The sequence below is a fragment of the Pseudomonas sp. 8_5_2 genome (assembly GCF_059295255.1).
Genome location: NZ_CM181238.1, coordinates 1,620,998 through 1,647,659, shown reverse-complemented (window position 1 = coordinate 1,647,659; position 26,662 = coordinate 1,620,998). Strand labels below are relative to the sequence as shown.

The 26,662-nt window shown below is 62.0% G+C and carries 28 protein-coding genes and 1 tRNA gene; 13 read left to right on the top strand and 16 right to left on the bottom strand.

What is annotated here, in order from left to right:
- Nucleotides 1-32 precede the first annotated feature (32 nt).
- From flgG to AC5O5R_RS07510, 9 genes are all read right to left on the bottom strand, one after another.
- Nucleotides 33-818, bottom strand: a complete 786-nt coding sequence (flgG, locus tag AC5O5R_RS07550) for a flagellar basal-body rod protein FlgG (RefSeq protein ID WP_172223945.1) — start codon at nucleotides 816-818, stop codon at nucleotides 33-35.
- Nucleotides 819-864: 46 nt separating this feature from the next.
- Nucleotides 865-1,605, bottom strand: a complete 741-nt coding sequence (locus AC5O5R_RS07545; protein WP_172223950.1) for a flagellar basal body rod protein FlgF — start codon at nucleotides 1,603-1,605, stop codon at nucleotides 865-867.
- A 160-nt stretch (nucleotides 1,606-1,765) separates the two neighbouring features.
- Nucleotides 1,766-1,948 carry a hypothetical protein gene (locus tag AC5O5R_RS07540; RefSeq protein ID WP_172223954.1) on the bottom strand — a complete coding sequence of 61 codons (183 nt, stop codon included), beginning with the start codon at nucleotides 1,946-1,948 and terminating at the stop codon, nucleotides 1,766-1,768.
- A 133-nt stretch (nucleotides 1,949-2,081) separates the two neighbouring features.
- Complete coding sequence (gene flgE, locus AC5O5R_RS07535) at nucleotides 2,082-3,404, bottom strand: flagellar hook protein FlgE (RefSeq protein ID WP_172286027.1); 1,323 nt, start codon at nucleotides 3,402-3,404, stop codon at nucleotides 2,082-2,084.
- 28 nt (nucleotides 3,405-3,432) lie between these two features.
- Nucleotides 3,433-4,134, bottom strand: a complete 702-nt coding sequence (gene flgD, locus AC5O5R_RS07530; RefSeq protein WP_172232595.1) for a flagellar hook assembly protein FlgD — start codon at nucleotides 4,132-4,134, stop codon at nucleotides 3,433-3,435.
- A 12-nt stretch (nucleotides 4,135-4,146) separates the two neighbouring features.
- A complete protein-coding gene (flgC, locus tag AC5O5R_RS07525) occupies nucleotides 4,147-4,590 on the bottom strand; it encodes a flagellar basal body rod protein FlgC (RefSeq protein ID WP_494515143.1) in 444 nt (147 codons plus the stop codon).
- Nucleotides 4,591-4,592: 2 nt separating this feature from the next.
- Nucleotides 4,593-5,003 carry a flagellar basal body rod protein FlgB gene (gene flgB / locus AC5O5R_RS07520; protein ID WP_172232598.1) on the bottom strand — a complete coding sequence of 137 codons (411 nt, stop codon included), beginning with the start codon at nucleotides 5,001-5,003 and terminating at the stop codon, nucleotides 4,593-4,595.
- 360 nt (nucleotides 5,004-5,363) lie between these two features.
- Nucleotides 5,364-6,191 carry a protein-glutamate O-methyltransferase CheR gene (cheR, locus tag AC5O5R_RS07515; protein ID WP_172288765.1) on the bottom strand — a complete coding sequence of 276 codons (828 nt, stop codon included), beginning with the start codon at nucleotides 6,189-6,191 and terminating at the stop codon, nucleotides 5,364-5,366.
- A gap of 51 nt (nucleotides 6,192-6,242) precedes the next feature.
- On the bottom strand, nucleotides 6,243-7,172 hold the full coding sequence (locus AC5O5R_RS07510; protein WP_172232027.1) for a chemotaxis protein CheV: 930 nt from the start codon (nucleotides 7,170-7,172) through the stop codon (nucleotides 6,243-6,245).
- A 77-nt stretch (nucleotides 7,173-7,249) separates the two neighbouring features.
- On the opposite strand from AC5O5R_RS07510, the gene flgA reads away from it, so the two are divergent.
- The 4 genes from flgA (at nucleotide 7,250) to AC5O5R_RS07490 (ending at nucleotide 9,822) form a co-directional block, all read left to right on the top strand.
- Nucleotides 7,250-8,002, top strand: a complete 753-nt coding sequence (gene flgA, locus AC5O5R_RS07505; protein WP_172232030.1) for a flagellar basal body P-ring formation chaperone FlgA — start codon at nucleotides 7,250-7,252, stop codon at nucleotides 8,000-8,002.
- Nucleotides 8,003-8,166: 164 nt separating this feature from the next.
- On the top strand, nucleotides 8,167-8,481 hold the full coding sequence (gene flgM / locus AC5O5R_RS07500) for a flagellar biosynthesis anti-sigma factor FlgM (RefSeq protein ID WP_172232033.1): 315 nt from the start codon (nucleotides 8,167-8,169) through the stop codon (nucleotides 8,479-8,481).
- 49 nt (nucleotides 8,482-8,530) lie between these two features.
- Nucleotides 8,531-8,998, top strand: coding sequence for a flagella synthesis protein FlgN (locus AC5O5R_RS07495; RefSeq protein ID WP_172232036.1), 468 nt, complete (start codon nucleotides 8,531-8,533; stop codon nucleotides 8,996-8,998).
- Nucleotides 8,999-9,078: 80 nt separating this feature from the next.
- Nucleotides 9,079-9,822: a flagellar brake protein gene (locus AC5O5R_RS07490; protein ID WP_172288035.1), complete on the top strand. Its 744-nt coding sequence runs from the start codon at nucleotides 9,079-9,081 to the stop codon at nucleotides 9,820-9,822.
- Between the two features lie 368 nt (nucleotides 9,823-10,190).
- Here AC5O5R_RS07490 and AC5O5R_RS07485 read toward each other — a convergent pair whose 3' ends face one another.
- Together AC5O5R_RS07485 and AC5O5R_RS07480 are read right to left on the bottom strand one after the other, a co-directional pair.
- Entirely contained in the window at nucleotides 10,191-11,537 is a 1,347-nt protein-coding gene (locus AC5O5R_RS07485; protein ID WP_172229235.1) for an MFS transporter, read from the bottom strand.
- Between the two features lie 130 nt (nucleotides 11,538-11,667).
- Nucleotides 11,668-12,909, bottom strand: a complete 1,242-nt coding sequence (locus AC5O5R_RS07480) for a glutamine synthetase family protein (RefSeq protein WP_494515460.1) — start codon at nucleotides 12,907-12,909, stop codon at nucleotides 11,668-11,670.
- Nucleotides 12,910-13,181: 272 nt separating this feature from the next.
- Between AC5O5R_RS07480 and AC5O5R_RS07475 the strand changes: the two genes are divergently transcribed.
- Both AC5O5R_RS07475 and AC5O5R_RS07470 read left to right on the top strand, forming a co-directional pair.
- The gene (locus AC5O5R_RS07475) at nucleotides 13,182-13,805 is read left to right on the top strand and encodes a hypothetical protein (protein WP_494515142.1); all 624 of its coding nucleotides are present in this window, start codon (nucleotides 13,182-13,184) and stop codon (nucleotides 13,803-13,805) included.
- A gap of 174 nt (nucleotides 13,806-13,979) precedes the next feature.
- Nucleotides 13,980-14,582 carry a hypothetical protein gene (locus AC5O5R_RS07470; RefSeq protein WP_494515141.1) on the top strand — a complete coding sequence of 201 codons (603 nt, stop codon included), beginning with the start codon at nucleotides 13,980-13,982 and terminating at the stop codon, nucleotides 14,580-14,582.
- Nucleotides 14,583-14,675: 93 nt separating this feature from the next.
- Here AC5O5R_RS07470 and bkdR read toward each other — a convergent pair whose 3' ends face one another.
- Nucleotides 14,676-15,161, bottom strand: coding sequence for a Bkd operon transcriptional regulator BkdR (gene bkdR / locus AC5O5R_RS07465; protein WP_012273540.1), 486 nt, complete (start codon nucleotides 15,159-15,161; stop codon nucleotides 14,676-14,678).
- 198 nt (nucleotides 15,162-15,359) lie between these two features.
- On the opposite strand from bkdR, the gene AC5O5R_RS07460 reads away from it, so the two are divergent.
- The 4 genes from AC5O5R_RS07460 to lpdA are packed head-to-tail and all read left to right on the top strand — an operon-like array spanning nucleotide 15,360 to nucleotide 20,312.
- Nucleotides 15,360-16,592 carry a 3-methyl-2-oxobutanoate dehydrogenase (2-methylpropanoyl-transferring) subunit alpha gene (locus tag AC5O5R_RS07460; RefSeq protein ID WP_172229241.1) on the top strand — a complete coding sequence of 411 codons (1,233 nt, stop codon included), beginning with the start codon at nucleotides 15,360-15,362 and terminating at the stop codon, nucleotides 16,590-16,592.
- A gap of 1 nt (nucleotide 16,593) precedes the next feature.
- Nucleotides 16,594-17,652 carry an alpha-ketoacid dehydrogenase subunit beta gene (locus AC5O5R_RS07455; RefSeq protein WP_172229243.1) on the top strand — a complete coding sequence of 353 codons (1,059 nt, stop codon included), beginning with the start codon at nucleotides 16,594-16,596 and terminating at the stop codon, nucleotides 17,650-17,652.
- Nucleotides 17,653-18,930 (top strand): dihydrolipoamide acetyltransferase family protein, encoded by a 1,278-nt coding sequence (locus AC5O5R_RS07450; protein WP_172285839.1) that lies wholly within the window; start codon nucleotides 17,653-17,655, stop codon nucleotides 18,928-18,930.
- Between the two features lie 2 nt (nucleotides 18,931-18,932).
- Complete coding sequence (gene lpdA / locus AC5O5R_RS07445) at nucleotides 18,933-20,312, top strand: dihydrolipoyl dehydrogenase (protein ID WP_172285841.1); 1,380 nt, start codon at nucleotides 18,933-18,935, stop codon at nucleotides 20,310-20,312.
- A gap of 191 nt (nucleotides 20,313-20,503) precedes the next feature.
- Here lpdA and AC5O5R_RS07440 read toward each other — a convergent pair whose 3' ends face one another.
- The gene (locus tag AC5O5R_RS07440) at nucleotides 20,504-21,502 is read right to left on the bottom strand and encodes a sensor domain-containing diguanylate cyclase (RefSeq protein WP_172232817.1); all 999 of its coding nucleotides are present in this window, start codon (nucleotides 21,500-21,502) and stop codon (nucleotides 20,504-20,506) included.
- Nucleotides 21,503-21,747: 245 nt separating this feature from the next.
- On the opposite strand from AC5O5R_RS07440, the gene AC5O5R_RS07435 reads away from it, so the two are divergent.
- Nucleotides 21,748-21,906, top strand: coding sequence for a hypothetical protein (locus AC5O5R_RS07435; protein WP_172232814.1), 159 nt, complete (start codon nucleotides 21,748-21,750; stop codon nucleotides 21,904-21,906).
- Nucleotides 21,907-22,158: 252 nt separating this feature from the next.
- The gene (locus AC5O5R_RS07430) at nucleotides 22,159-23,526 is read left to right on the top strand and encodes an amino acid permease (protein ID WP_494515140.1); all 1,368 of its coding nucleotides are present in this window, start codon (nucleotides 22,159-22,161) and stop codon (nucleotides 23,524-23,526) included.
- Between the two features lie 37 nt (nucleotides 23,527-23,563).
- Here the strand turns inward: AC5O5R_RS07430 and AC5O5R_RS07425 are convergent.
- Both AC5O5R_RS07425 and phnN read right to left on the bottom strand, forming a co-directional pair.
- Nucleotides 23,564-23,640, bottom strand: a tRNA-Arg gene (locus AC5O5R_RS07425).
- 110 nt (nucleotides 23,641-23,750) lie between these two features.
- Entirely contained in the window at nucleotides 23,751-24,344 is a 594-nt protein-coding gene (gene phnN / locus AC5O5R_RS07420) for a phosphonate metabolism protein/1,5-bisphosphokinase (PRPP-forming) PhnN (protein ID WP_494515139.1), read from the bottom strand.
- 346 nt (nucleotides 24,345-24,690) lie between these two features.
- On the opposite strand from phnN, the gene AC5O5R_RS07415 reads away from it, so the two are divergent.
- On the top strand, nucleotides 24,691-25,017 hold the full coding sequence (locus tag AC5O5R_RS07415; protein WP_172222409.1) for an Arc family DNA-binding protein: 327 nt from the start codon (nucleotides 24,691-24,693) through the stop codon (nucleotides 25,015-25,017).
- A gap of 171 nt (nucleotides 25,018-25,188) precedes the next feature.
- Here AC5O5R_RS07415 and mgtE read toward each other — a convergent pair whose 3' ends face one another.
- Nucleotides 25,189-26,631, bottom strand: coding sequence for a magnesium transporter (mgtE, locus tag AC5O5R_RS07410; protein ID WP_172222406.1), 1,443 nt, complete (start codon nucleotides 26,629-26,631; stop codon nucleotides 25,189-25,191).
- Between the last annotated feature and the right edge of the window lie 31 nt (nucleotides 26,632-26,662).

The window sequence follows — 26,662 nt, the reverse complement described above, 5'->3', positions numbered from 1 at the left end:
CGGGCACGGGTGTAACGAAAGTACGAAGCGGCTTACAGCTGCTGGGTAACGAACGACAGCATCTGGTCGGCGGTGGAGATGACCTTGGAGTTCATCTCGTAGGCGCGCTGGGTGGTGATCATGTTCACCAGTTCTTCCACGGTGCTGACGTTGGAGTTTTCCAGGGTCTGCTGCTGGGTGGTGCCGAAACCGTTCAGGCCCGGCGTGCCCACTTGCGGCGCGCCGCTGGCGGCAGTCTCGAGGAACAGGTTGTCGCCAATCGCCTGCAGGCCGGCCGGGTTGATGAAGTCGGCGGTCTGGATGTTGCCGATCACCTGGGCGGCCGGGTTGCCGGCGGTGGTGATCGACACGGTGCCGTCAGTGCCGACGGTGAAGGTTTGCGCGTCGTTGGGCACGACCACGGCAGGCTCCAGGGCGTAGCCGTTGGCGGTAACGATCTGGCCGTCGGAGTTCAGGTGGAAGGTACCGTCACGGGTGTAGGAAACCGTGCCATCCGGCTGCAGGACCTGGAAGAAACCACGGCCGTTGACTGCCATGTCCAGCGGGTTTTCGGTGGTCTGCAGGCTGCCGGCGACAAAGCTCTTCTGGGTACCGATGATGCGCACACCGGTACCGACCTGCAGGCCCGATGGCAGCTCGCTGTCCTGGGTGGACTGGGCACCCGGTTGACGCTTGATCTGGTACAGCAAGTCGGCAAACTCGGCACGATCACGCTTGAAGCCGGTAGTCGAGACGTTGGCCAGGTTGTTGGAAATGACCGTGAGGTTGGTGTCCTGGGCGGACAGGCCGGTTTTAGCGACCCAAAGAGCCGGAAGCATGTAATTCTCCTCGTGCGCCTGTTTTACGGCACCCGTTCAAAAGTGATTAGCCGATTTGCAAAACCCGAGCCATGGCTTCGTCGCCTTCCTTGGCCGTGTTCATCATCTTGACGTGCAGTTCGAACTGGCGGGACAGCGCCAGTACCGAGGTCATTTCCTCGACAGCGTTGACGTTGCTGCCTTCCAGGAAGCCCGACACCACCCGCACATTGACGTCGGCATCGGCCGGCTGGCCGGAGGCGGTGTGGATCAGGCCGTCCAGGCCCTTTTGCAGGCCCTTGGTGTCCGGGTTGACCAGCTTGATGCGGTCGACTTCGGCGATCACCCGCGGGTCTTCACCCATGGAGCGGATGCTGAGGGTGCCGTCGGCGCCCACTTCCACCTTCTGCTCTGGCGGGATGGCGATCGGGCCGCCGTTGCCGATCACCGGCATGCCGTTGCCGGCACGCAGCACGCCGAGGGCATCGATGTTCAGGCTGCCGGTGCGCACATAGGCTTCGCTGCCGTCGGGTGCCTGCACAGCGATGAACCCTTGGCCGGTCACCGCCACGTCCAGTTCGCGGCCGGTTTCAACCAGCGGGCCTTCGCTGAAGTCGGTGGCCGGGCGCTCCGTCAGGGCGTAGGCGCGCGCCGGAAAGCTGTCACCGAACACCGGCATCGAACGGGCCTGCTCCAGGTCACGCTGAAAACCGTTGGTGGAAACGTTCGCCAGGTTGTTGGCGTGAGCCTTCTGCGCCAGCGCGTTCTGGCTGGCACCGGTCATGGCCACATAAAGCAACTTGTCCACAGTATCTCCTCTGCGCGTCGCTGCCGCGCTGTCACTTGGCAGGTTCGAAGCAATAATCGAACCAAGTCTGAAACGACCGGTTTACGGGGGTTTCAGCGGGACGAGGGGCAAGAAACGTCAGTTTGTCGGCGGATGTTTGCCGCCTGCGGCAAGGGCGTGCTCAATGGCTGCGACAGGCGGCATTGTTATAGGGGCCGGCATGGCGCACCCAGCCCTTGCCCGGGTTGTGGGCCGAGCACAGGTAGCGGCCGGTGACCAGGCTTTGCCATTGGTAGAACGGGGCGGGGGCGGCGGAGAGCGGCAGGGCCATGGCCAGCAGGGTTATCAGCAGCAGCCTTGTCATGAGTGTCAGCCTTTTAGAATTTGGGGCCGCTTTGCGGCCCATCGCGACACAAGGCCGCTCCTACAACGGAATCGCGATCTCCTGTAGGAGCGGCCTTGTGTCGCGATGGGCTGCGCAGCAGCCCCAGCCATCATCAGGTCATCTGGATGATGGTCTGCATGATGGTGCTTTCGGTGGAAATGGTCTTGGCGTTGGCCTGGTAGTTGCTCTGCGCCTTGATCAGGTTGACCAGCTCGCCAGTCAGGTCGACGTTGGAATCTTCCAGCGCACCACCCGAGATCTGGCCCAGGGTACCGGTGTCCGGGGCGCCGATCACCGGCACACCCGAGGAGTAGGACTCTTTCCAGTTGGTCCCGCCAATCGGGGTCAGGCCCTGCAGGTTGGCGAAGTTGGCAATCGCCACCTGGCCGATCACCTTGTCCTTGCCGTTGGTGAAGCTGGCAAACAGGTAGCCGTTCTGGTCAATGCTCAACCCCGAAAGCTCACCGGTGGCGAAGCCATCCTGGGTTTTGGCGATTTCTGCCGACGAGGCGTTGTATTGGGTGGCTCCCAGCATGTCCAGCTTGACACCGCCGGCGTTGGCGATGGCGCCATTGGCCGACCACTCGCCGGCCGCATTTTTCTGCGCAGGGATCCAGTTCTGCAGCTGGAAGATCTTGTCTTCGCCAATGGCCAGGCCACCGGTGACCGCGCCCGCAGTCATTGCATCCTTGTCCAGGGTGCCATCGGACTTGAAGGGCACATTGTTGACCAGCGGCGTGGTGGAAGCCGGGTTTTCCGGGTTTCGGCCATCGATGGTGGTGTGCATCGACCAGGTGTTGGTCGCGTCGTCCTTGATGAAATACTGGTTCATCTGGTGTTCGTTGCCCTGGCTGTCGTACACCGGGGTATTGAACGTGAAGTTGTAGGAACTGGCGTTGGTCGGGTCGAACGGCGTTACCGAAGGGCTGGTCGCGGCCGAGTTGAGGTTGATCTTCTCGGTGATCAGGCTGGTTGGCTTGGGCGTCAGGTTGGAAGTATCGATCTGCAGGTTGGTCAGCACGCCCTGGATGAGTTTGCCGTCCTCACCGACTGCATAGCCCTGCAGGTTGGCACCCGAAGAGTTCACCACATAACCGGCCTTGTCGCTGTAGAACGCGCCAGCACGGGTGTAGATCTTCGAACCGTTGTCGTTCAGGGCAAAGAAACCGTTGCCATCGATGGCCATGTCCAGCGCCTGGCCGGTGGCATTGATGTTGCCTGGAGTGAACAACTGCGAAACCGCAGCGGTTTTCACCCCGGTACCGATCACGGTCTTGCCCGCGCTGGTGCCACGTACGGAGTTGGAGTACTGGTCGGCGAACTCGGCGCGCGACGACTTGAAGCCAGTGGTGGCAACGTTGGCAATGTTGTTGCCGGTAACGTTCAGGGCCTTGTTTGCTGCATAGAGGCCGCTAAGGCCGATATTGAAAGACATGTGTAACTCCTGTCGTTTTGCTCAGGCCCTAGATGCCGATGCTTTGAATTTTGGAAAGCGCAACACTGCCCAGGCCGGCCAGGTTGAGCGTCATTTCCGAACCGTTGCTGCCCATGGTCACGCTGGTCACCGAGGCCGGCAGGTTGGTGGTCATGGCCGTGGCCTGGCCATCGATCGAGGCGCTGGCCTTGAAGGTGTAGGTGCCGGCATCGGCCACTTCACCGTCGTCGTTCAGGCCATCCCAGGTGAAGTCGATGCTGCCGGCCTTCTGGGTACCCAGCTCGATGGTACGTACCAGCTTGTCGTCCTTGTCGTAGATACCCACCGAGGTGGAGGTGCTGGACGAGGTCAGGTTGACCGAACCCTTCATGTCCTTGCTGGTGTCGACCACGGCCTTGTCGGTCTGCACGATCACATTGCGCCCGACCAGCGACGACGCCTGCAGGGCCTGGGAAGACTGCAGCCCAGTGGCGATATAGGTCACCGCATCATTCAGCGACTGCATGCTTTCGAGGCTGCTGAACTGCGCCAGCTGGGCCACGAACTCGCCGTTTTCCTGCGGGTCGAGCGGGTTCTGGTTCTGCATCTGGGTAACCAGCAACTGCAGGAACGCGTCCTTGCCCAACGCGCTGCCGGCGGCACCGGTGCTGCTGTCGGTCTTGGAGGTCTGCTTCTGCAGCGATGTCAGGTAGGCGCTACCGACGTCGGTGGTGGAATTGGTGGTGGTCATGTCGGCTTCCTATCACTGCCCCAGGGTCAGGACTTTCTGCATCATGCTTTTGGCGGTGTTCATCAGCTCGGCGTTGGTCTGGAACGCGCGGCTGGCGGAGATCATGTCAGCCATCTCCTCGACCACGTTGACGTTGGGGTAGTAGACGTAACCATCCTTGTTCGCCGCCGGGTGGTTCGGCTCGTAGCGCGCTTCCAGGGTGCTCTGGTCTTCGACGATGCCTTTGACCTGCACGCCCTGCCCCGCTTCGCCCTGGTCCTCGAACAGCGACTGGCTGCCGCCGACCTGCGCATCCTGGAAGGTGGTGGCGAACACCGGGTGGCGGGCGCGGTAGGTCTGGTCGATGCTCGAGGACACGGTCTCGGCGTTGGCGATGTTGGAAGCGACGGTGTTCAGGCGCGTGTTCTGCGCGCTCATGCCGCTACCGGCAATATTGAAAACACTGGAAAGGGACATGGTCATTCTCCCCGCAGGGCGGAAACCAGCCCTTTGAATTTACTGTTGAGCAAGGTGAAGCTGGCCTGGAAACCGATGGCGTTTTCGGTGTAGTTCGATTGCTCGATCTGCGCGTCCACGGTGTTCTGGTCGATCGAAGGCTGCAGCGGGGTACGGTACTTGAGGGTATCGTCGGCCGCGATCGCCAGCCCATCGGCTTCGATATGGCGGCTGTTGGTCCGGTCCATGGCGAACCGGCCACCCTGCTGCTTGCTGGTTTCGGCAGCCAGCACCGAGGAAAAGTCCATGTCACGCGCCTTGTAGTTGGGCGTGTCGGCGTTGGCGATGTTGTTGGCCAGCACTTCGGCGCGCTGGGCGCGGAAGCCCAGGGCCTTTTCGTGGATACCAAGCGCCTTGTCGAAGCTGATGCTCATATCGGGGAAACCTTCGGAGGTTGACCGGAATATCGTTGAGCAAGGTATAGCAAGGGCTGTGCCAACCACTGCAAAGCCTGGAAACACTGGGCTGCGAGGCAGCGTTCGGTGGGGTTGATGCCAGAAAAGCGGCAAAGGCCTTCCGCCTTGTGCGGCGAAAGCGGCAATTGCCGGGCGGCAAGAGCGGCAAACCAAAAAATTGACGTCGGCACCGCGCCGCCTGCATCGCCGGCAAGCCAGCTCCCACAAGTACTGCACAAATGCTGAGGCCTGTGCTGGTCCTGTGGGAGCTGGCTTGCCGGCGATAAGGCCCTGACAGGCAACAAAAAGGCCGGCAATTGTCGCTGCCGGCCTTTGGGCTTACTTGGCCTGGTAGATGATCCCCGGGCTGCACTGCACCATCTGGTAATGGTCCGGCAACCCGTTCAGCGCCTCCGAAGCCCCCAGGAACAGGTACCCGCCCGGCTTCAGGGTACTGTGAATGCGCAACAGAATGTCGCGCTTCACCTGCGCCGAGAAGTAGATCAGCACGTTGCGGCAAAACACGATGTCGAACTTGCCCAGGCTGGCATAACTGTCCAGCAGGTTGAACGAGCGGAATTCGACCCGGCTGCGAATCGCCGGTTTCACTGCCCAGCGCCCGGCCCCCTTGGGGTCGAAGTAACGTTGCAGGCGCTCCTGCGACAGGCCGCGGGCAATCGCCAGGCTGTCGTACTCGCCGGTCTTGCAGTTGTTCAGCATGGTGCCGGACAGGTCGGTGGCAACAATTTGCGCCCCCATCTTCAGCTGGCCAAGGTTGCTGCGCTCGAATTCGTCGATGGCCATCGAGATGGAATACGGCTCCTGCCCCGACGAACAGGCCGCCGACCACATGCGCAGGCGCTGGCCGGGGTTGTTGCGGATGAACTCGGGGATCACCTTGTTCTTCAGCACTTCGAACGGGTAGGTATCGCGAAACCACAAGGTCTCGTTGGTGGTCATGGCATCGACCACCTGCTCGCGCAAACCGCTGCGCGGCTGGGTCTGGATGCGCTGCACCAGCTCGCCCAGGCTCTTGATGCCCTGTTGTTCCATCAGCTTGTTGAGACGGCTGGAAACCAGATACTGCTTGTTCTCGCCCAGCAGGATGCCACAGGCTTTCTCCAGGAAGACCCGGAACTGTTCGAAATCCAAATTACCCGTAGACACTACTTTGCCGCCTCTTTTCAATCACTGGTGCCGGGGCGTACCCCGGCTGCTTCAATGCGCTGCCTTGATCCGGTCGACCACCCGCTGGGCCAGGTCGTCCGGCTTGAACTTGGCCAGGAAGTCATCGGCACCGACCTTCTTGACCATCGCCTGGTTGAACACCCCGGAAAGCGAAGTATGCAGGCAGATGTGCAATTTTTGCATGCGTGGGTCGCTGCGGATCTCTGCCGTTAGCGTATAGCCGTCCATTTCCGGCATTTCAATGTCCGAGATCATCATCAGGAACTCTTCTTCCGGCTTTTTCCCCTCATCCACCAGCTGGCGCAGGTAGTTCAGGGCCTGACGGCCGTCATTGAGTGCCACCACCTCGACCCCCACGGTCTGCAGGCAACGGCTGACCTGCTTGCGCGCCACCGATGAATCGTCGACGGTCAGCACCCGCAGCAGCACGGCCTTGTCCTGGGTTTCGGCATCGATCACCCCGACCGACACCGACTCGGACGACGGCGACACTTCGGCCAGCACCTTTTCCACGTCGATGATCTCGACCATGCGGTTGTCCACCCGGGTCACCGCCGTCAGGTAGTGGTCGCGGCCGGTCCCCTTGGGTGGCGGGTGGATTTCTTCCCAGTTCATGTTGACGATGCGCTCTACCGAGTGCACCAGGAAACCCTGGGTCTTGGTGTTGTACTCGGTGATGATCACGAAGCTGTTGCGCGTCTCTTCCTCCAACGGCCGCAACCCGGTGGCCATCGACAAGTCGAGGATCGGGATGGTCGCCCCGCGAATGTTGGCAACGCCACGCACCACGGGGTGCGCCTTGGGCAGCAGGGTCAGTGCAGGGCACTGCAGCACTTCCCTGACCTTGAATACGTTGATGCCGTACAGCTGTTGGCCATTGAGGCGGAACAGCAGCAATTCCAGGCGATTCTGCCCCACCAGCTGCGTGCGCTGGTTGACCGAATCCATAACACCCGCCATGCCAGACTCCTTTACATTTCAGCCTTTGGTTGCAACTCAGGTAGCGAGTCGGCACGGGCTTTGCTTTTTTGAGCGCCATGCACACGAAAACGACATTTTTCCGACGATTGACGCACCTGCTGACTGGCTTGCTGGCAACCCTGTGCCTGCTGGTGCCCGGCGTTCGCACGGTAGCGGACGCGTTCACCTTGCCTGAACAGCTTATCGGTGTCACCCAAGGGTTTCTTGAATTCACCGTCGAAGATTATCTGGCCACCACCCAGACAGCCGGCCGCTACGAAATCCAGGTCAACCCGCTGGACCCGCGCCTGCGCATGCCGCTGTGCAGCCAGCAGCTGGACGCCTCGCTGGAAAGCCCCGCGCTACCGCTGGGCCGGGTGACAGTGCGGGTACGCTGTGACAGCGCCGCACCGTGGACGGTGTTTGTGCCGGCTACCGTGCGCCTGTTCCGCGACGTGGTAGTGGTAACCCGCCCGCTCAAGCGTGACAACGTGGTGGGCGAAGGCGACGTGGCCCTGCGCGAGCGCGATGTGGGCACCCTGGGCCAGGGCTTCCTGACCGAGCTGGACCAGGCGGTAGGCATGAAGATGCTGCGCCCCACGGTGATCGATCAGGTGCTCACCCCGCAGCACCTTGAGCAGGCCGAGGTGGTACGCAAGGGCGACCATGTGGTGATCATCGCCCGCAGCGGCAGCCTGAGTGTGCGCATGCCCGGCGAAGCGCTGGCCAAGGGTGGCCTGAGCGAGCAGATTCGGGTGCGCAACCTGAATTCCAAGCGGGTGGTCAAGGCCAGGGTGACCGGCCCGGGCCAGGTCGAGGTGAGCATGTAGGCCAGCCGCCAGATTGCGCTGGCAGAGAGGAACCGCTTTTTCTAAACTGTGTCAGAACACGGGTTCGCGAGCTTGCTGACAGGCGGCTGTGCATTTGTGCCTAAAGTTTCTATCGGGTTGGCCGAAAACAAGGCAAGCGTCCAAATACCCAGAGGTTTCTGATCATGGTCATCGACTTCAGTCGTTTGAATAACTCTCCGTCCGTCACGGGCGGTGTGCGCGGCAACAGCGCGCCCGGCAGCGCCGAAAAACCGGCAGCCAGCCCGGAAGCCGCCAGCGGCACCAGCGCCAGCGGAGAAGCGGTACACCTCAGCCAAGAGGCAAAGCAGTTGCAAAAGATCAGCGACAAGCTGCGCGACGAGCCAGTGGTCAACAACGCCCGCGTGGCCCAGTTGAAGCAGGCAATCGCCGATGGCAGCTACCAGGTCGATGCCGGCCGGGTCGCCAGCAAACTGCTTGATTTCGAAGCCCAGCGCTGACCCTACGGCGCGCTGACTTCACGGACGCTTGAAAAGCCAAGAGTTAGCCATGCACGACACGACCTTGCTGCAACTGATGGAAGATGACATTGCCCCGATGCAGGAACTGCTCGATCTCCTGAACAAGGAGGCAATCGCCCTGCACGGCCGCGACATGCCGTTGCTGGAGCAGATCCTGGCCCGCAAGCAGTCGTTGATCATCTTGCTCGAGCAGCATGGCCAGCGCCGCAGCCAGTTGCTCGGCAGCCTGGGCCTGACTGCCGACCGTGCCGGCGTGCAGGCATTGGCCGCGCAATCGCAGCACGGCGAGGCGATGCTGCAGCGGCTCGACATGCTGTCGAAGCTGATGGACGACTGCCAGCAGGTCAACCAGACCAATGGCCGGATCATCCAGGTGCAGCAACACATCACCAGCAACCAGGTCAGGATTCTCATGGGTGGCGATTCGCCGTCGCTCTACGACAGCCGTGGCAGCACCTCGCTGCTGGCCAAGCCTCGGGCGCTCAGCCAGGTGTGATTTTTTCTATCAAGGCACGGAACATACTGGCAAAATGCCGTTACTTGCGTGTGTCGCTTTTGCCTGGAGAACGATAAGCCGTGTTCAATGAAACCGATGCCCCGCAGCCGCCGAAGGTGCTGAACACCCCTTTGGAGATTGCGGCCAACTTGCGGCAGCTGCAGGAAAGCCACGACCCCCTGATCATCACCTTCCACGACCGCAGCCAGCGCTTCCAGAGCTACGTGGTGCACGTGGACCGTGACAGCAACACCCTGGCGCTGGACGAGATGATCCCGCGTGACGGCGAGAAGTTCATCGAGAATGGCGAACACTTCCGCGTCGAAGGCTTCCACGATGGCGTACGCATCGCCTGGGAATGCGACCACGAACTGAAGATTACCGAGGTCGATGGCCACCGCAGCTACCGTGGCGCCATGCCTGTAGAGATGACCTACCACCAGCGCCGCAACGCCTTCCGTGCCGCGCTGAAGCTTTCGCAGCTGGTCGATATCATCCTCGACGGCACCCACCTCAAGGGCAACGGCGCCTTGCGCGGCAAACTGCTGGACATCTCCGCCACCGGCTGCAAACTGCGCTTCGAGGGCAATGTCGAAGACCGCTTGCAACTGGGGCAGGTGTACGAGCGGTTCAAGGCGGGGAACCCGCTGGGCCTGGTGGATACCATGGTCGAGCTGCGCCACCTGCACTACGAAGAGCGTATCAACACCACCTTCGCTGGCGTGCGCTTCCACAACCTCAGTGGGCAGGCGCAGCGCAAAATCGAGAGTTTTGTCTACCAGCTGCAGCGTGAAGCGCGGCGGTTTGACAAGGACGACTATTGATCGTCGGTCTGTAAAACGCAAACGCCACCTTTCGAGGTGGCGTTTTCATTTGTGTTTCTCCTGTGCTGGCCATTGGGGCCGCTACGCGCCCCATCGCCGGCAAGCCAGCTCCCACACGGACGGCGCCAGTCTCAGGCTATGAGCTGTACCTGTGGGAGCTGGCTTGCCGGCGATGAGGCCAGGGCAGGCAACCTGGCTGCCACAAGGACGGCGCCAGTCTCAGGCCATGAGCTGTACCTGTGGGAGCTGGCTTGCCGGCGATGAGGCCAAGGCATGCAACCTAGCTGCCACAGGGACGGCGCCAGTCTCAGGCTATGAGCTGTACCTGTGGGAGCTGGCTTGCCGGCGATGAGGCCAGGGCAGGCAACCTAGCTTTTGTTGGCCTCCGCAGGTTCTGCAACCTGTGGCTTGCTTTCTGACTCACCCTTCTCTTCTGCCTCGGTATCCTCCGCCGCCACCGGCGCCTGCATCACGTCCTGCACGGTCTGCTCATCCACCCGCGGGTCCAGCGCTGCCGACAACGGCGAACCGGCTGCGGGCATTGCCACGTGGCCCAGCGGCGCGTCCTGCACCTGGTGCAGCCCGGTAACCGCTTTCGGCCGGATGCGCCACACCAGCACCAGCGCGAAGAACACGAAGAAGGCATACAGCATCTGCGGGCCCAGCACCTTCATCAGCACGCCCGCCGCCAGTGGCCCGATGCATGCGCCCACGCCATAGGTCACCAGTAGCATTGCCGTCAGCGACACCCGTCGCTCGCTTTCCACATGGTCGTTGGAGAATGCCACCGCCAACGGGTACAGGCAAAACTGCAGCAACGAAATCAGAAAGCCCATGCCGAACAGCAGCTCCAGCGGCACGCTGGGCAGTATCGCCAGCGGCGCAGCGGCAAGCGCCAGGCCAACCGCCACACTGCGGATCAGCACCGCTCGGTCGTAGCGGTCCGACAGCCAGCCTAACGGCCACTGCACCAGCAGGCCGGCAAAGATACAGCTACCCATGAACAGACCGATCTGCTCGGTGCTCATACCCTGACTGGAGGCATACAAAGGCGCCAGGCCGTAGAACGAGCCGACGATCAGCCCGGAGCCGAGCACCGTGCTGAGCGACTGCGGCACGCGCTTGATGAAGAACTTCGGCTCCATCGGCGCCGGGCGCAGCGGAGCCGGGTGAATGCGCCGGGTCATCGCCACCGGCACCAGGCACAGGGCAAAGCACATGGCCACCAGCATCAGCAGCTCGGGGCCGAGTTGCGGATGCACCACCAGGATCAGCTGGCCGAGCACCAACCCCAGGTAAGAGGCGATCATGTAGCCGCTGAACACCGCCCCGCGGTGCTTGACGTCGGCCTGCTCGTTGAGCCAGCTCTCGATGACCATGTACTGGCACATCATCCCCAGGCCGACGATCATTCGCAGCCCCACCCACGCCGGCAACCAGCTGGTGAGGCCATGGCCCAGCACCGCCGCGCCGACGATACCGGCGCAGGTGGCGTACGCACGGATATGCCCTACCCGGCCAATCAACCGGTGGCCGACCTTGCCGCCCAGGGCCAGACCGAAGTAGTTGGCAGCCATCAGCGCACCAATCCACAGGCTGTCGACATTATCGGCAGCCAGGCGCAGGGCCAGGTAGGTACTGAGCAGGCCCGAGCCGATCAACATCATCAGCGCGGCGAAATACAACGACTGAAACGGCTTCCAGATATTTCGCATACGTCCCGTGAAGCTCCCTGGTCAGGTGGCGGTTGGGTGCTAGCAGCATAAAGGCAAAAACCGCCTGGCGCAGGCCCCCCATAAGCGATTTGCCGGTGCAGAGGCGTGTCCGGTGCAGGTCGTGTCGCGATCAGGCCTGTGCCGCCAGCACCCGGCGTTCCCATGGCGTGATTTCGTCGAAGAAGTCGGTCAGCTCCAGGGTCTTGCTGGCGATGTAGCCTTCGATGAACTCGCTGCCGAACAGTTCCCGCGCCAGCGTGCTGCCCTTGAGCCGCTGCAGCGCAGCATGCAGGGTGCATGGCAGGCCCAGGTGCTCCGGCACCTCGAACTCGCCCTGAATGGCCGGCGACGGCTGCAGGCGCTGCTCGATGCCATGCAGGCCGGCAGCCAGGCTGGCGGCAATGGCCAGGTACGGGTTGGCGTCGGCGCCAGGCAGGCGGTTTTCCACTCGCCGCGCCACCGGTGCACTGGCCGGGATGCGCAGGCCGGCGGCGCGGTTGTCCTCGGACCAGCAGGCGTTGTTCGGCGAGGCATAGGGGTGGCACAGCCGCTGGTAGGAGTTGACGTTGGGCGCGAACAGCCCAGTAAAGTCGGCCATGCACGCCTGCAGGCCGCCGATGAAGTGGTGGAAGGTGTCGGTCGGCAGGCCCTGCGCATCACTGAATATGTTACGCCCGCTGCTGGCTTCGACCAGGCTCTGGTGAATATGCATCGAGCTGCCCGGGGTGCGCGCCAGCGGCTTGGCCATGCACACCACGGTCAGGCCGTGCTTGAGCGCCACCTCCTTGAGCAGGTGTTTGAACAGAAAGGTCTGGTCGGCCAGCAACAGCGGGTCGCCGTGCAGCAGGTTGATTTCGAACTGGCTGACGCCCATTTCGTGCATGAAGGTGTCGCGCGGCAGGCCCAACGCGGCCATGCACTGGTAGACATCGCTGAAGAACGGGCGCAGGCCGTTGTTGGAACTGACGCTGAATGCCGAATGGCCCGACTCCCGGCGGCCATCGGTACCCAACGGTGGCTGGAACGGCTGCAGCGGGTCGCTGTTGGGCGCAAACACGAAGAACTCCAGCTCGGTCGCCACCACTGGCGCAAGGCCCAGCGCTGCGTAGCGGGCGATCACCGCCTTGAGCTGGCCACGGGTGGACAGCGCCGAAGGCCGGCCATCCAGTTCGATGGCATCGCAGATGGCCAGGGCACGGCCGTCACTGCTCCAAGGCAGACGATGCAGCTGGCCGGGCTCGGCTACCAGCGCCAGGTCACCGTCATCGCCACCATAGAACTTCGCCGGCGGGTAGCCGCCCATGATGCATTGCAGCAGCACACCGCGGGCCATCTGAAGGCGGCGGCCTTCGAGAAAGCCTTCGGCGGTCATCACCTTGCCGCGTGGCACGCCGTTAAGGTCGGGGGTGACGCATTCGACTTCATCGATACCTTGGAGCTGAGCAGTGCTCATGACACTTGTCCTTGTTGTTGTATGCCGACAACAACATAGGCCGGGGGTGTTTAAAATATCAAGCAGCAAGCTCACTAGAGGTTACCCGCTGCCCCCGACTTGGCAGCAAGGCTTTCCATCTCCCCCCTGCGCCCGCCTGAAGATTACCTTGGGCTCACCCCATGCTGGGGTGATTGAAACCGGAGGGCTGTATGTTGAAAGCTGATTTTACCGCAGAGTTGCACCGCGAAGGCGGAGGCCAAGTGGTCGTTGCAAGCCCGAGTCTGTTTAGCAAGAAAGGGAAAATGTTTAACCCGGAAGGGTTAGTGGATGACGAGGGCTGGTTGTGCATTGATGCCGAGCGCGACGAGTATAAGTTCACCCGCGGGGAGTACAGACCTATTGTATTTAAATTCAATTACATCAAAGAGGAAGGGCAAGGCGTCGGGAAACGCACGCTTTACTCCATCTCATGCAAAAGCGGGTGGGAATACGACGGCGCCAGGCTGGAAAGAAATGCCAGGGGCTGGCTGGGTCTATATGGTACGGGTGTGATCGGCAGAATCACGGACGCCGTGACAAACTATCCCTTGCACCTGGCAGGACTGGGTGACTACTGGAAAATCGAGACACTGCAGGATTGGGATGGTGACTTGCGTAGTGCCGAAGACGTTCCATTTTACCTGCGCGACAAACACGGCCATCGTGTTGCGCTGGCAACGCCAGATGACGCCGCCGTCGACCTGTCCACCAGACATGACAGATATTTGAACGCCGGCGAAACACCCGGCGACATACTCAAGTTCAACCTACGCAATATCAACCTGATCGAGTAGCGGTGAGTTAACGCAGTGCCGGACAGTGCGGACGCTGGCCCTATGTCTGGTTTCAAGAGGCATGCTTGAAGGGAGCTGGCCTATTGCGCATCAACGCTTTCCAACTCTCTTTTCTCAAGCATGAGCATTACCGTTACTCACCCCATGCTGGGATTATCTAAGACCGGAGACTACATGATCAAAGCTGATTTCACCGCCGAGTTGCATTGTGAAGGCGCAGGCCAAGTGGTAGTTGCAGACGCAAGTTGGTATGAGCCTACCATGAGACTGGATGACCAAGGCTGGTTATGCGCCGAAAACGACCGCGAAGACCACCAACTCACCAGCGGCCAATTCCTGCGTATCAAATTTGACTTCGAGTATCTGAGAATGGAGCGGGGCTCTGCCGGGGAGCGCGCGATCTACAACATAAAATGCAATAACCGATGGAACTATGCAGGCGCGAGGCTGGAAAGAAATGGCAGAGGCTGGCTGGGCCTGTATGGCACGGGATGGACGGGCAGGGTCACTGATGCAGTGACGAACCTCCCCCTGCACCTGGCTGGATTTGGCGACTATTGGAAAATTGACACGCTTCGGGACTGGAACGGTAACGTGGAGAGCGCCGACAGCATTCCGTTCTACCTGCGCGACAAACACGGCCACCGTGTAGCACGGGCAAAGTCCAAAGACGCATCGGTGGACCTGTCTCTGAATCGGGCCAGGTTTCTGAATTCAGGCGAAACGCCTGGAGAAATAGTCACGTTCTATCTTAAAAACATCCAACTCGCCTCATAACCACATTGGGCCTCGGCATGGGCTGCAGGACCCAACCTGTAGCCCATGCCAGCCAAGGGCATTGCCCAATATGATCAGCGGCTCAAACGACGTCTATTCGCGCAAGGTCATGCCATTGGCCGGCAACGGCAAGGCCGTCTTGTAGCGCACCTGCTTCAACGCAAAGCTCGAGCGTATATTCGCCACCCCCGGCAACCGCGTCAGGTAATCGAGAAACCGCTCCAGCGCCTGGATGCTCGGCAGCAAGACCCGCAGCAGGTAATCCGGGTCCCCCGTCATCAGGTAGCACTCCATCACCTCGGGCCGCTCGGCGATTTCTTCCTCGAAGCGGTGCAGCGACTGCTCCACCTGCTTCTCCAGGCTGACATGGATGAACACATTCACATCAAGCCCCAGCGCCTCGGGTGATAACAAGGTCACCTGCTGGCGGATCACCCCCAGTTCTTCCATGGCCCGCACCCGGTTGAAACAGGGCGTCGGCGACAGGTTGACCGAGCGTGCCAGCTCGGCATTGGTGATGCGGGCATTTTCTTGCAGGCTGTTGAGAATGCCGATATCGGTACGATCGAGTTTGCGCATGAGACAAAATCACCGGTTTTTTGTGTTTATGCGGAATGTTTATCTGGCCCGATCGGCAAAGGCAATCAACTTGAGAGAAAAATTCTCCTGCCGGGCCACTAAGATGTAGATGACGCTGACCTACCAGTCACAAGCCGGTATTCAGCGGCGGCCGCTTCAGAGCTCACAAAAACAAATATCCGAGCGAGCGTAAACAGCATGAACGAGTACGCCCCCCTGCGTTTGCATGTGCCCGAGCCTACCGGCCGGCCAGGCTGCCAGACCGATTTTTCCTACCTGCGCCTTAACGATGCAGGTAAAGCCCGTAAACCCCCTGTCGATGTCGATGCTGCCGACACCGCCGACCTGTCCTACAGCCTGGTCCGCGTGCTCGATGAGCAGGGCAACGCCCAAGGCCCGTGGGCCGAGGACATCGACCCGCAAGTGCTGCGTCAAGGCATGCGTGCCATGCTCAAGACGCGGATCTTCGACAGCCGTATGGTGGTCGCCCAGCGCCAGAAGAAGATGTCCTTCTACATGCAGAGCCTGGGTGAAGAAGCCATCGGCAGCGGCCAGGCCCTGGCGCTTAACCGCACCGACATGTGCTTCCCCACCTACCGCCAGCAAAGCATCCTGATGGCCCGCGACGTGTCGCTGGTGGAGATGATCTGCCAGCTGCTGTCCAACGAGCGCGACCCGCTGAAGGGTCGCCAGCTGCCGATCATGTATTCGGTGCGCGAGGCCGGCTTCTTTACCATCAGCGGCAACCTGGCGACCCAGTTCGTGCAGGCGGTCGGCTGGGCCATGGCTTCGGCAATCAAGGGTGATACCAAGATCGCTTCGGCCTGGATCGGCGACGGCGCCACCGCCGAGTCGGACTTCCACACCGCCCTCACCTTCGCCCACGTGTACCGTGCGCCGGTGATCCTCAACGTGGTCAACAACCAGTGGGCCATCTCCACCTTCCAGGCTATCGCCGGTGGCGAGTCGACCACCTTTGCCGGCCGTGGCGTGGGTTGCGGCATCGCCTCGCTGCGGGTTGACGGCAACGACTTCGTCGCCGTGTACGCCGCTTCGCGCTGGGCCGCCGAGCGCGCCCGTCGGGGCCTGGGCCCGAGCCTGATCGAGTGGGTCACCTACCGTGCCGGGCCACACTCGACGTCTGACGACCCGTCCAAGTACCGCCCCGCCGATGACTGGAGCCACTTCCCGCTGGGTGACCCGATCGCCCGCCTGAAGCAGCACCTGATCAAGATCGGCCACTGGTCCGAGGAAGAGCACCAAGCCACCACGGCCGAGTTCGAAGCCACCGTGATTGCGGCGCAGAAGGAAGCCGAGCAGTACGGCACCATGGCCAACGGTCACATTCCGAGCGCCGCCTCGATGTTCGAGGACGTGTACAAGGACATGCCCGACCACCTGCGCCGTCAACGCCAGGAACTGGGGGTTTGAGATGAACGACCACAACAACAGCATCAACCCGGAAACCGCCATGGCCACCACTACCATGACCATGATCCAGGCCCTGCGCTCGGCCATGGATATCATGCTTGAGCGCGACGACAATGTGGTCGTGTACGGCCAGGACGTCGGCTACTTCGGTGGCGTATTCCGCTGTACCGAAGGCCTGCAGACCAAGTACGGCAAATCCCGCGTGTTCGACGCGCCGATCTCCGAGAGCGGCATTGTCGGCACCGCCGTAGGCATGGGCGCCTACGGCCTGCGCCCGGTGGTGGAAATCCAGTTCGCCGATTACTTCTACCCGGCCTCGGACCAGATCGTTTCCGAGATGGCGCGCCTGCGCTACCGTTCAGCCGGCGAATTCATCGCCCCGCTGACCCTGCGCATGCCATGCGGCGGCGGCATCTATGGCGGCCAGACCCACAGCCAGAGCCCGGAAGCGATGTTCACCCAGGTCTGCGGGCTGCGCACGGTGATGCCGTCGAACCCGTATGACGCCAAAGGCCTGCTGATTGCCTCGATCGAATGCGACGACCCGGTGATCTTCCTCGAGCCCAAGCGCCTGTACAACGGCCCGTTCGACGGCCACCACGACCGCCCGGTAACGCCGTGGTCCAAGCACCCGCACAGCGCCGTGCCCGATGGTTACTACAACGTGCCGCTGGACAAGGCCGCCATTGCCCGCCCTGGCAATGACGTCACCGTGCTGACCTACGGCACCACCGTGTACGTGGCCCAGGTGGCCGCTGAAGAAAGCGGCGTGGATGCCGAAGTGATCGACCTGCGCAGCCTGTGGCCGCTGGACCTGGACACCATCGTCGAGTCGGTGAAGAAGACCGGCCGCTGCGTTGTCGTGCATGAAGCCACGCGTACCTGCGGCTTTGGCGCCGAACTGGTGTCGCTGGTGCAGGAGCACTGCTTCCATCACCTGGAGGCGCCCATCGAGCGCGTCACCGGCTGGGACACCCCCTACCCTCACGCACAGGAATGGGCTTACTTCCCAGGCCCTTCGCGGGTAGGTGCGGCACTGAAAAAGGTCATGGAGGTCTGAATGGGCACGCACGTCATCAAGATGCCGGACATTGGCGAAGGCATCGCGCAGGTCGAGTTGGTTGAATGGTTCGTCAAGGTCGGCGACATGATCGCCGAGGACCAGGTAGTGGCCGACGTCATGACCGACAAGGCCACCGTGGAAATCCCTTCGCCGGTCAGCGGCAAGGTGCTGGCCCTGGGTGGCCAGCCCGGTGAAGTGATGGCGGTCGGCAGCGAGCTGATCCGCATCGAAGTGGAAGGCAGCGGCAACCATGTGGATACGCCAATGCCGAAACCCGCCGAAACCGCTGCGGCCCCGGTGGCGACCAAGCCGGAGCCACAGCAGCCAGTAAAACCCGCTGCCTACCAGCAGCAGGCGCCGGTCAACCACGAGGCCGCCCCCATCGTGCCGCGCCAGCCGGGCGACAAGCCATTGGCGTCGCCGGCAGTGCGCAAGCGCGCGCTGGATGCCGGTATCGAACTGCGTTACGTGCATGGCAGCGGCCCGGCCGGGCGCATCCTGCATGAAGACCTCGACGCCTTCATGAGCAAGCCGCAGAGTGCCGCCGGGCAGGCGCCAACTGGCTATGCCAGGCGCACCGACAGCGAGCAGGTGCAGGTGATCGGTCTGCGCCGCAAGATCGCCCAGCGCATGCAGGATGCCAAACGTCGGGTCGCGCACTTCAGCTATGTGGAAGAAATCGACGTCACCGCCCTGGAAGCGCTGCGCCAGCAGCTCAACAGCAAGCATGGCGACAGCCGCGGCAAGTTGACTCTGCTGCCGTTCCTGGTGCGCGCGCTGGTGGTGGCGCTGCGTGACTTCCCGCAGATCAATGCCACCTACGACGACGAAGCCCAGATCATCACCCGCCATGGCGCGGTGCATGTGGGTATCGCCACCCAGGGTGACAACGGCCTGATGGTGCCGGTACTGCGTCACGCCGAAGCGGGCAGCCTGTGGGCCAACGCCAGCGAGATTTCGCGCCTGGCCACTGCCGCGCGCAACAACAAGGCCAACCGCGATGAGCTGTCTGGTTCGACCATCACCCTGACCAGCCTGGGCGCCTTGGGCGGCATCGTCAGCACGCCGGTGGTCAATACCCCGGAAGTGGCGATCGTCGGCGTCAACCGCATGGTCGAGCGGCCAGTGGTGATCGACGGCCAGATCGTCGTGCGCAAGATGATGAACCTGTCCAGCTCGTTCGACCACCGTGTGGTCGATGGCATGGATGCCGCGCTGTTCATTCAGGCCGTGCGTGGCCTGCTCGAACAACCCGCCTGCCTGTTCGTGGAGTGAGCATGCAACAGACTATCCAAACTACCTTGCTGATCATCGGCGGCGGCCCTGGCGGCTATGTGGCGGCCATCCGCGCCGGGCAACTGGGCATCCCTACGGTGCTGGTGGAAGGCCAGGCGCTGGGCGGTACCTGCCTGAACATCGGCTGCATCCCGTCCAAGGCGCTGATCCACGTGGCCGAGCAGTTCCACCAGACCTCACGGTTTGCCGGGCCATCGGAGCTGGGTATCAGCGTCTCCTCGCCGCAGCTGGACATCGGCAAGAGCGTGGCCTGGAAAGACGGCATCGTCGACCGCCTGACCACCGGCGTTGGCGCCCTGCTGAAAAAGCACGGGGTCAAGGTGGTGCAGGGCTGGGCCAAGGTGCTTGATGGCAAGCAGGTCGAAGTCGATGGCCAGCGCATCCAGTGCGAACACCTGTTGCTGGCCACCGGCTCCAGCAGTGTCGAATTGCCAATGCTGCCGCTGGGTGGCGCGGTCATTTCCTCGACCGAAGCCCTGGCCCCGAAAGCCCTGCCGCAACACCTGGTGGTGGTGGGCGGTGGCTATATCGGCCTGGAACTGGGCATCGCCTATCGCAAGCTGGGCGCGCAGGTCAGTGTGGTGGAGGCGCGCGAGCGCATTCTGCCGACCTATGACAGCGAGCTCACCGCCCCGGTGGCCGAGTCGCTGAAGAAGCTGGGCATCGCCCTGCACCTGGGCCACAGCGTCGAAGGTTACGAAAATGGCTGCCTGCTGGCCGCCGATGGCCAGGGCGGGCAACTGCGGCTGGAGGCCGACCAGGTACTGGTGGCCGTGGGCCGTCGCCCGCGCACCCAAGGTTTCAACCTGGAATGCCTGGACCTGAAAATGAACGGCGCCGCAATCGCCATCGACGAGCGCTGCCAGACCAGCATGCATAACGTCTGGGCCATTGGCGACGTCGCGGGCGAGCCAATGCTGGCGCACCGGGCCATGGCCCAGGGCGAGATGGTAGCCGAGATCATCGCCGGCAAGGCGCGCCGCTTCGAGCCGACGGCGATTGCCGCAGTCTGCTTCACCGACCCGGAAGTGGTCGTGGTCGGCAAGACCCCGGAGCAGGCAAGCCAGCAAGGCCTGGACTGCATCGTCGCGCAGTTCCCGTTCGCCGCCAACGGCCGGGCCATGAGCCTGGAAGCGAAAAGCGGTTTCGTGCGCGTGGTGGCGCGCCGCGACAACCACCTGATCCTGGGTTGGCAGGCGGTGGGCGTGGCGGTTTCCGAGCTGTCCACGGCATTTGCCCAGTCGCTGGAAATGGGCGCATGCCTGGAAGACGTGGCCGGCACCATCCATGCGCACCCGACGCTGGGTGAAGCGGTACAGGAAGCGGCGCTGCGCGCGCTGGGCCACGCCCTGCATATCTGACACTGAAGCGGCCCAGGCCGATTTTACCCGCTGCGCCGTGAGGCGTTGCGGGTGTTTTTTTGTCTGGGGTAGGGGTGATGGCGGGAGGCCACATGGATCGTCTGGGCTGATAGGTGCTTGCCACAGGCGCTGCACCTCTCGCGGCAAGCACCTGTCAGCCCTGATGCGATATCCTAAAACCATAAACCAACTCACTGACCTATGGCGTTCTTCCCGGCCCCCTTGGCCCGGTAAAGCGCTTGGTCGGCACGCGCCAGCAGCGCCTGCTGGTCCTCCCCTTCCTGCCACTGCACCACGCCATAACTCATGGTCAACCGACAATCCCCCACCGGCTCCACCTGCTCCATTACCCGGCGCAAGCGCACTGCCACATCCAATGCCTCCCCCAGCGTGGTCTGCGGCAGCACAATGACGAACTCGTCACCGCCCCAGCGGGCCAACAGGTCCATATCGCGCAGGCATGTGCGCAAGTTCTCGGCCACCCGTACCAGCGCCGCGTCGCCGCGAGCGTGGCCGTAACAATCGTTGATCGGCTTGAAATCATCCAGATCCATGGCGATCAGCGACAATGGCTGGCGAAAGCGCTGGGCTCGCTCGCATTCCCGCTGCAAAGCCTTTTCCAGCCGATAACGGTTGGCAATGCGGGTCAGTGCATCGCGCTCGGCCAGTTCGCGGTTTTCGTCCAGTTGCCGCTGCAGCTGCTGGTTCACCCAGGACAACTCACGGGTGCGTTCGGCCACCTGGCACTCCAGCGACTTATTCTTCTGCTCCAGCTGCGCCACCAGGCGCTTGCCGGCATCGATGTTGCGGTGGGCACCCAGCATGCGCGCGACCGAGCCGTCCTCGTTGCGGGCGATGATGTAGCCGCTGTCTTCGATCCACAGGTAGCTGCCATCGCGGCACCGGCAGCGGTACTCGACCAGGTAATGTTCGTTGCGCTGCTGGATATACGCTTCGAAATGCGCCATTACCCGCGGGTAGTCCTCTGGGTGAATGACGTTTTCCCAGGTGAGGACCGAGTTGTCCATGGAATGGCTGGGGTACCCGAGCATGGCGTACCAGCCTGGGTTGCGGTAGACATAGCCGGTGTTGGCATTCCAGTCCCAGATGCCATCACTGATCAATTCGAACAAGGTGTGCAGCTGCTGTTCACTGAAGCCTGCAGGTGCCGGCCTGGTTTCCTGATTCATGGACGCTCTCCCTGATGCCCAGCAACTGCGCCCCGTTTCATAGGGGCTGCCGACGATGATGGCAATTGCCGCAGACGGCAACATCATGCCTTTGACGGGCAAGCATATGCCCGACGTGCCGCCACCGGAATAGCCCCAACGCGCTATTTGCCTACGGTTTTCCCCGGCAACGGCTCAAGCCAGTTGCAGCAACGCCTCTTCCACAGCGGCAACCTTCTGGTTGCCCTCGGCGCCGGGCAAACGCCATGCGGCGATGCCTACCCTACCAAGCCGGCACGGCCATCACCATGTGCTTCGGCTGGAACCTGTCCGTGCTGGTGGCCATGTACCTGGGTGCTGGCATTCCTGAAGACTGGGCGCGGCCCTGGCCGGTGGCGTGGGCATGGGTGTCCTTTGGGCTTTGAAACACTGGGCGCTGCAGGGCACTTCCACCGCCGCCAAAGGCTCTGCGCCGCAGCATGGAGCACAACAACCCTCAGGAAAAATCGGCAGGACGTTGTGCATAGAATTCGTTTGAGCTCCTTGGTCTTGTTGTCCATGGTGGCAGGCTGGTAGCCATTGCCTGTAAAAGGCAGCCGCGCGTCGACGCAGGCGCATGACGACGCCTGCGTCGGGGGATGTTTTCGTATCCCCCCATAATAAGAGAGGACAAGGAAATGCAATCCAACAGTTTGAAGCAAAGCCTGAAGCAGCGGCATATCACCATGATTGCGCTAGGCGGGGTGATCGGTGCAGGGTTGTTCATGGGTTCGGGGGCGCTGATCGCATCGGCGGGGCCTGCAGCCATCCTGTCGTACTTCATCGGCGGCCTGGTGGTCACGCTGGTCATGTTCATGCTCGGGGAAATGGCCTGCCGCACCCCGGATGCCGGGTCGTTTTCGACCTACGCCAACATGTACCTGGGCGACTGGGCGGGGTTTGCCGTCGGCTGGCTGTACTGGTTCAAGTCGATGATGACCATCACCCTCGAAGCCGTATTGCTGGGCGCCATCCTGCATGACTTTCTGCCTTGGCTGCCGATCTGGGCAGGCGCCTTCCTGATGCTGGTGACGCTGATGGCCAGCAATGCCTACTCGGTGCGTTCGTTTGCCGAAGTGGAATACTGGCTGGCTGCGATGAAGGTAGCCACCATCCTCATCTTCATGCTGCTGGGCCTGTCCATCCTGCTCGGCCTGCACAGCGATATCCCCTCCCCCGGCCTGGTCAACCTCACCGCCCATGACGGCTTCATGCCCAACGGCCTGTCGCCGGTGATGGCCGGCGTGATCGTGGTGATCTTCTCGCTGGGGGGCAGCGAAATCGCCGCCGTCGCGGCGGGTGAATCGGAGAACCCGCGGCAGAACGTGATCCGCGCGATCAAGAGCGTGATCCTGCGGGTGATGCTGTTCTATGTCGGCTCGGTGTCGATCCTGATCCTGTGCCTGCCGTGGACCGACAAGGCCAACCTGGCCTCGCCCTACGTCTCGCTGTTCAGCCTGGCCGGTTTCGGCGCCGCGGCAGTGGCCATGAAGCTGGTGCTGTTCGTCTCGTTCATGTCGGTGATGAACTCGTTCATGTTCTCCAACTCGCGCATGCTGTTCTCGCTGAGCCAGCGTGGGCACGCGCCCAAGCTGTTCTCGCGTACCAGCGCCAAGGGCGTGCCGATCAATGCGCTGCTGCTGAGCCTGTCGATTTGCGTGATGATCCTGACCGTGCATTTTCTCAGCGGCGGCGACTTGTTCATGACCTTGGCCAAGAGCACCGGCAGCCTGGTGATGATCGTGTGGATCTTCATCATCATCGCCCACGTGGCCATGCGCTGGAAAACCCGCCACGAACCCGTCGACCCGAACGCATTCCGTGCCTGGTTCTTCCCGTATGCCAATCTGGTCGCACTGTTCGCCTTGCTGACGGTGATCGGCACCCAGGCGTTCGACCCGGCGTCGCGCTTCCAGTTCTGGTTTACGGTGCTGGCAGTGGGGCTGGTCTTGACGGGGTATCTGGTGATGCGTCAGCGCCTGGCAGGCAAGCTTGTGGCCAGCTGACCGAGTGTTGCCCTGCGGGTACGGGAGAGGCAAGAAATGGCGTCCCAGGGCAGGTTCGAACTGCCAACCTTCCCCTTAGGAGGGGGATGCTCTATCCAATTGAGCTACTGAGACGCAAGCACCGGCAGCGGGCGCTGCGCAGCGGGTCGGCCAGCATGTTAACCAGCATGCTGGCGTTTGTCATGTACTCGCCGGGGATTTTGCGTAATCCTTTTCTGGTATTGCTACAACCGGGGGAGCACACCCTCATCGCCAAGCAAAAGGAACAGCCCCGCCACAGCTGTTTCCAGGGTGCCGGAGTTGTCCAGCACATGCACCGACGGGTCGGCCGATGTCTGCATCCGGGCGTTGCGGGCCAGGCGCTGCTCGATTTCCTCTGCCGTTTCCCGGCCGCGTGCCAGCAAGCGCTGGCGCAGCACCTCGGGCCTGACCTCGATCAGCACGGCCAACAGGTCCGGGTAGCGCTGGCGGGCCTCGGCCAGATAGGCCCGCGAGCCATTCACCAGCACCGCCCTGCCCGCCGCCAGCCAATCGTCGATCTGACGCGGGATGCCGTAGCCCAGGCCGTTGGCTCGCCAATGCATGGCAAAGGCGCCCTGTGCACACAAGGTTTCGAACTGTTCCGCCGTCACGCCTTGGGCGGCTTCGCCCTTCGCTTCAGCGGAACGGGTGATGACGCGCCGGGCGACTTCCACACCTGCGGCCGCCAGCCGCTCACGTGACGCGTCGAGCAGGGAATCTTTCCCCGAACCCGACGGCCCTAACAAAAATATCAACCGGCCTGTCCCTGATCGGCGGTCGCTTGCGTCATGTTGCATAGCCACTATGCTCTATGTAGGGGAACCGGCGCATTTTAGGGGGGTTCCTGATCTTTTGCTGTGTTTTACCCGTTTTTGACGGCAAAAGTCTGACGGTTAGCCAAGTCGGAGTATGTAAAACTTTTCAAACCAGTGCTCATTTCTGATAATTGGTACTGGCAGAAAGCCTTTACCCGGCTCACTATTTGTCACAGAATTGACGCCAAGGAAACGGCGACTATGAGGCAAGATGAACACCCATTTTTCACCGACGGTTGAACATTTTGTCGTCGCCACGGTCGTACTTCCATCCCGTGCGGCCAATTTGAGAACCGCTTCCCCCTGAACCAAAATCTGGTCAATTTATATGCGCCCATTGAAACAGGCTATTTATTCGAGCCGCACCGCTGACAAGTTCGTCGTCCGCCTGCCAGACGGGATGCGTGAGCGCATTGCCGAGGTAGCGCGCAACCATCACCGCAGCATGAACTCCGAAATCATCGCCCGCCTGGAACAGAGCCTGATCCAGGAAGGTGCGCTGGGTGAAGAGCTGAGCATGCGCCTGGACAGCCCGGAGCTGTCCCTGCATGAGCGCGAGTTGCTGCAACGCTTCCGCCAGCTGTCCCACCGACAGCAGAACGCCCTGGTGGCGCTCATCGCTCATGATGTGGAAATGGCTGCCGACGCCTCCTGAGGTTTGCAGCGAACATGAAAAAGCCAGCGTAAGCTGGCTTTTTTGTGGGCGGCCCCCAGGGACCTGTGGGAGCGGGCGCACCCGCTCCCACAGTGTACGCGGAGCGCCCAGCATCAGTTCTGTGCGCAAAAGCGCAGCCCAATGGGCTGGGCAATCTCTCCTGCAGCCGGGTCAGAGCAAGAACACCGTAGCCAGGCCGAGGAAGATGAAGAAACCGCCGCTGTCGGTCACAGCAGTGATCATCACACTCGCGCCCATCGCCGGGTCGCGCCCAAGGCGGGCCAGGGTCATCGGAATAAGCACGCCCATCAGCGCCGCCAGCAACAAGTTCAAGGTCATCGCCGCGGTCATGACCACGCCAAGTGACCAGCTGCCATACAGCCAGAAGGCCACCGCACCAATCACCCCGCCCCAGACCAGGCCGTTGATGAGCGACACCGCCAGCTCTTTGCGCATCAGGCGGCTGGTATTGCCCGGCGACACCTGGTCCAGCGCCATGGCACGGACGATCATGGTGATGGTCTGGTTACCGGAGTTGCCACCAATACCCGCTACGATCGGCATCAACGCGGCCAACGCCACCAGCTTCTCGATCGAGCCTTCGAACAGACCAATCACTCGCGAAGCGACAAAGGCGGTAATCAGGTTTATCGCCAGCCATGCCCAACGGTTGCGCAACGAGCGCCAGACCGAGGCAAAGATATCTTCCTCTTCACGCAGACCGGCCATGTTGAGGACTTCGCTTTCGCTTTCCTCACGGATCAGGTCGACCATCTCGTCAATGGTCAGACGGCCAATCAGGCGGTCGTTCTTGTCGACTACCGGTGCCGATACCAAGTCGTAACGCTCGAACGCCAGTGCAGCGTCGTAGGCATCTTCCTCGGGCTTGAAGGATACCGGGTCGGTCGCCATGACCTCCGCCACCTTCTTCTCCGGGTCGTTGACCAGCAGGCGCTTGATAGGCAGTACACCCTTGAGGATGCCTTCGTAGTCGACCACGAACAGTTTGTCGGTATGGTTGGGCAGCTCTTTCAGGCGGCGCAGGTAGCGCAACACCACTTCCAGGCTGACGTCTTCGCGGATGGTGACCATCTCGAAGTCCATCAGCGCGCCGACCTGCTCCTCGTCGTAGCTCAGCGCCGAACGCACGCGCTCGCGTTGCTGGGCATCGAGGGTTTCCATCAGCTCGTGGACAACGTCGCGCGGCAGCTCGGGCGCAAGGTCGGCCAGCTCGTCGGCGTCCATTTCCTTGGCAGCAGCGAGCAGTTCGTGATCGTCCATGTCGGCGATCAGCGATTGACGAACCGAGTCGGATACTTCCAGCAGGATGTCGCCATCGCGGTCCGAGCGCACCAGCTGCCAGACCGTCAGGCGGTCTTCCAGGGGCAAGGCTTCGAGGATGTAGGCGATGTCGGCAGGGTGCAGGTCATCGAGCTTGCGCTGCAGCTCGACGAGGTTCTGGCGGTGTACCAGGTTTTCCACCAGGTCGTTGTGCGCACCTTCCTGGCGGTGGGTCAGGTCTTCGACCACGCGCTGGCGCTGCAGCAATTCGACCACCTGGGCCAGGCGGTCCTGCAGGCTGTCTTGCGCTTTTTTTACTTCTACTTCAGTCATAGGCGAACTCCACTCCCAGCAGTGGAGCACG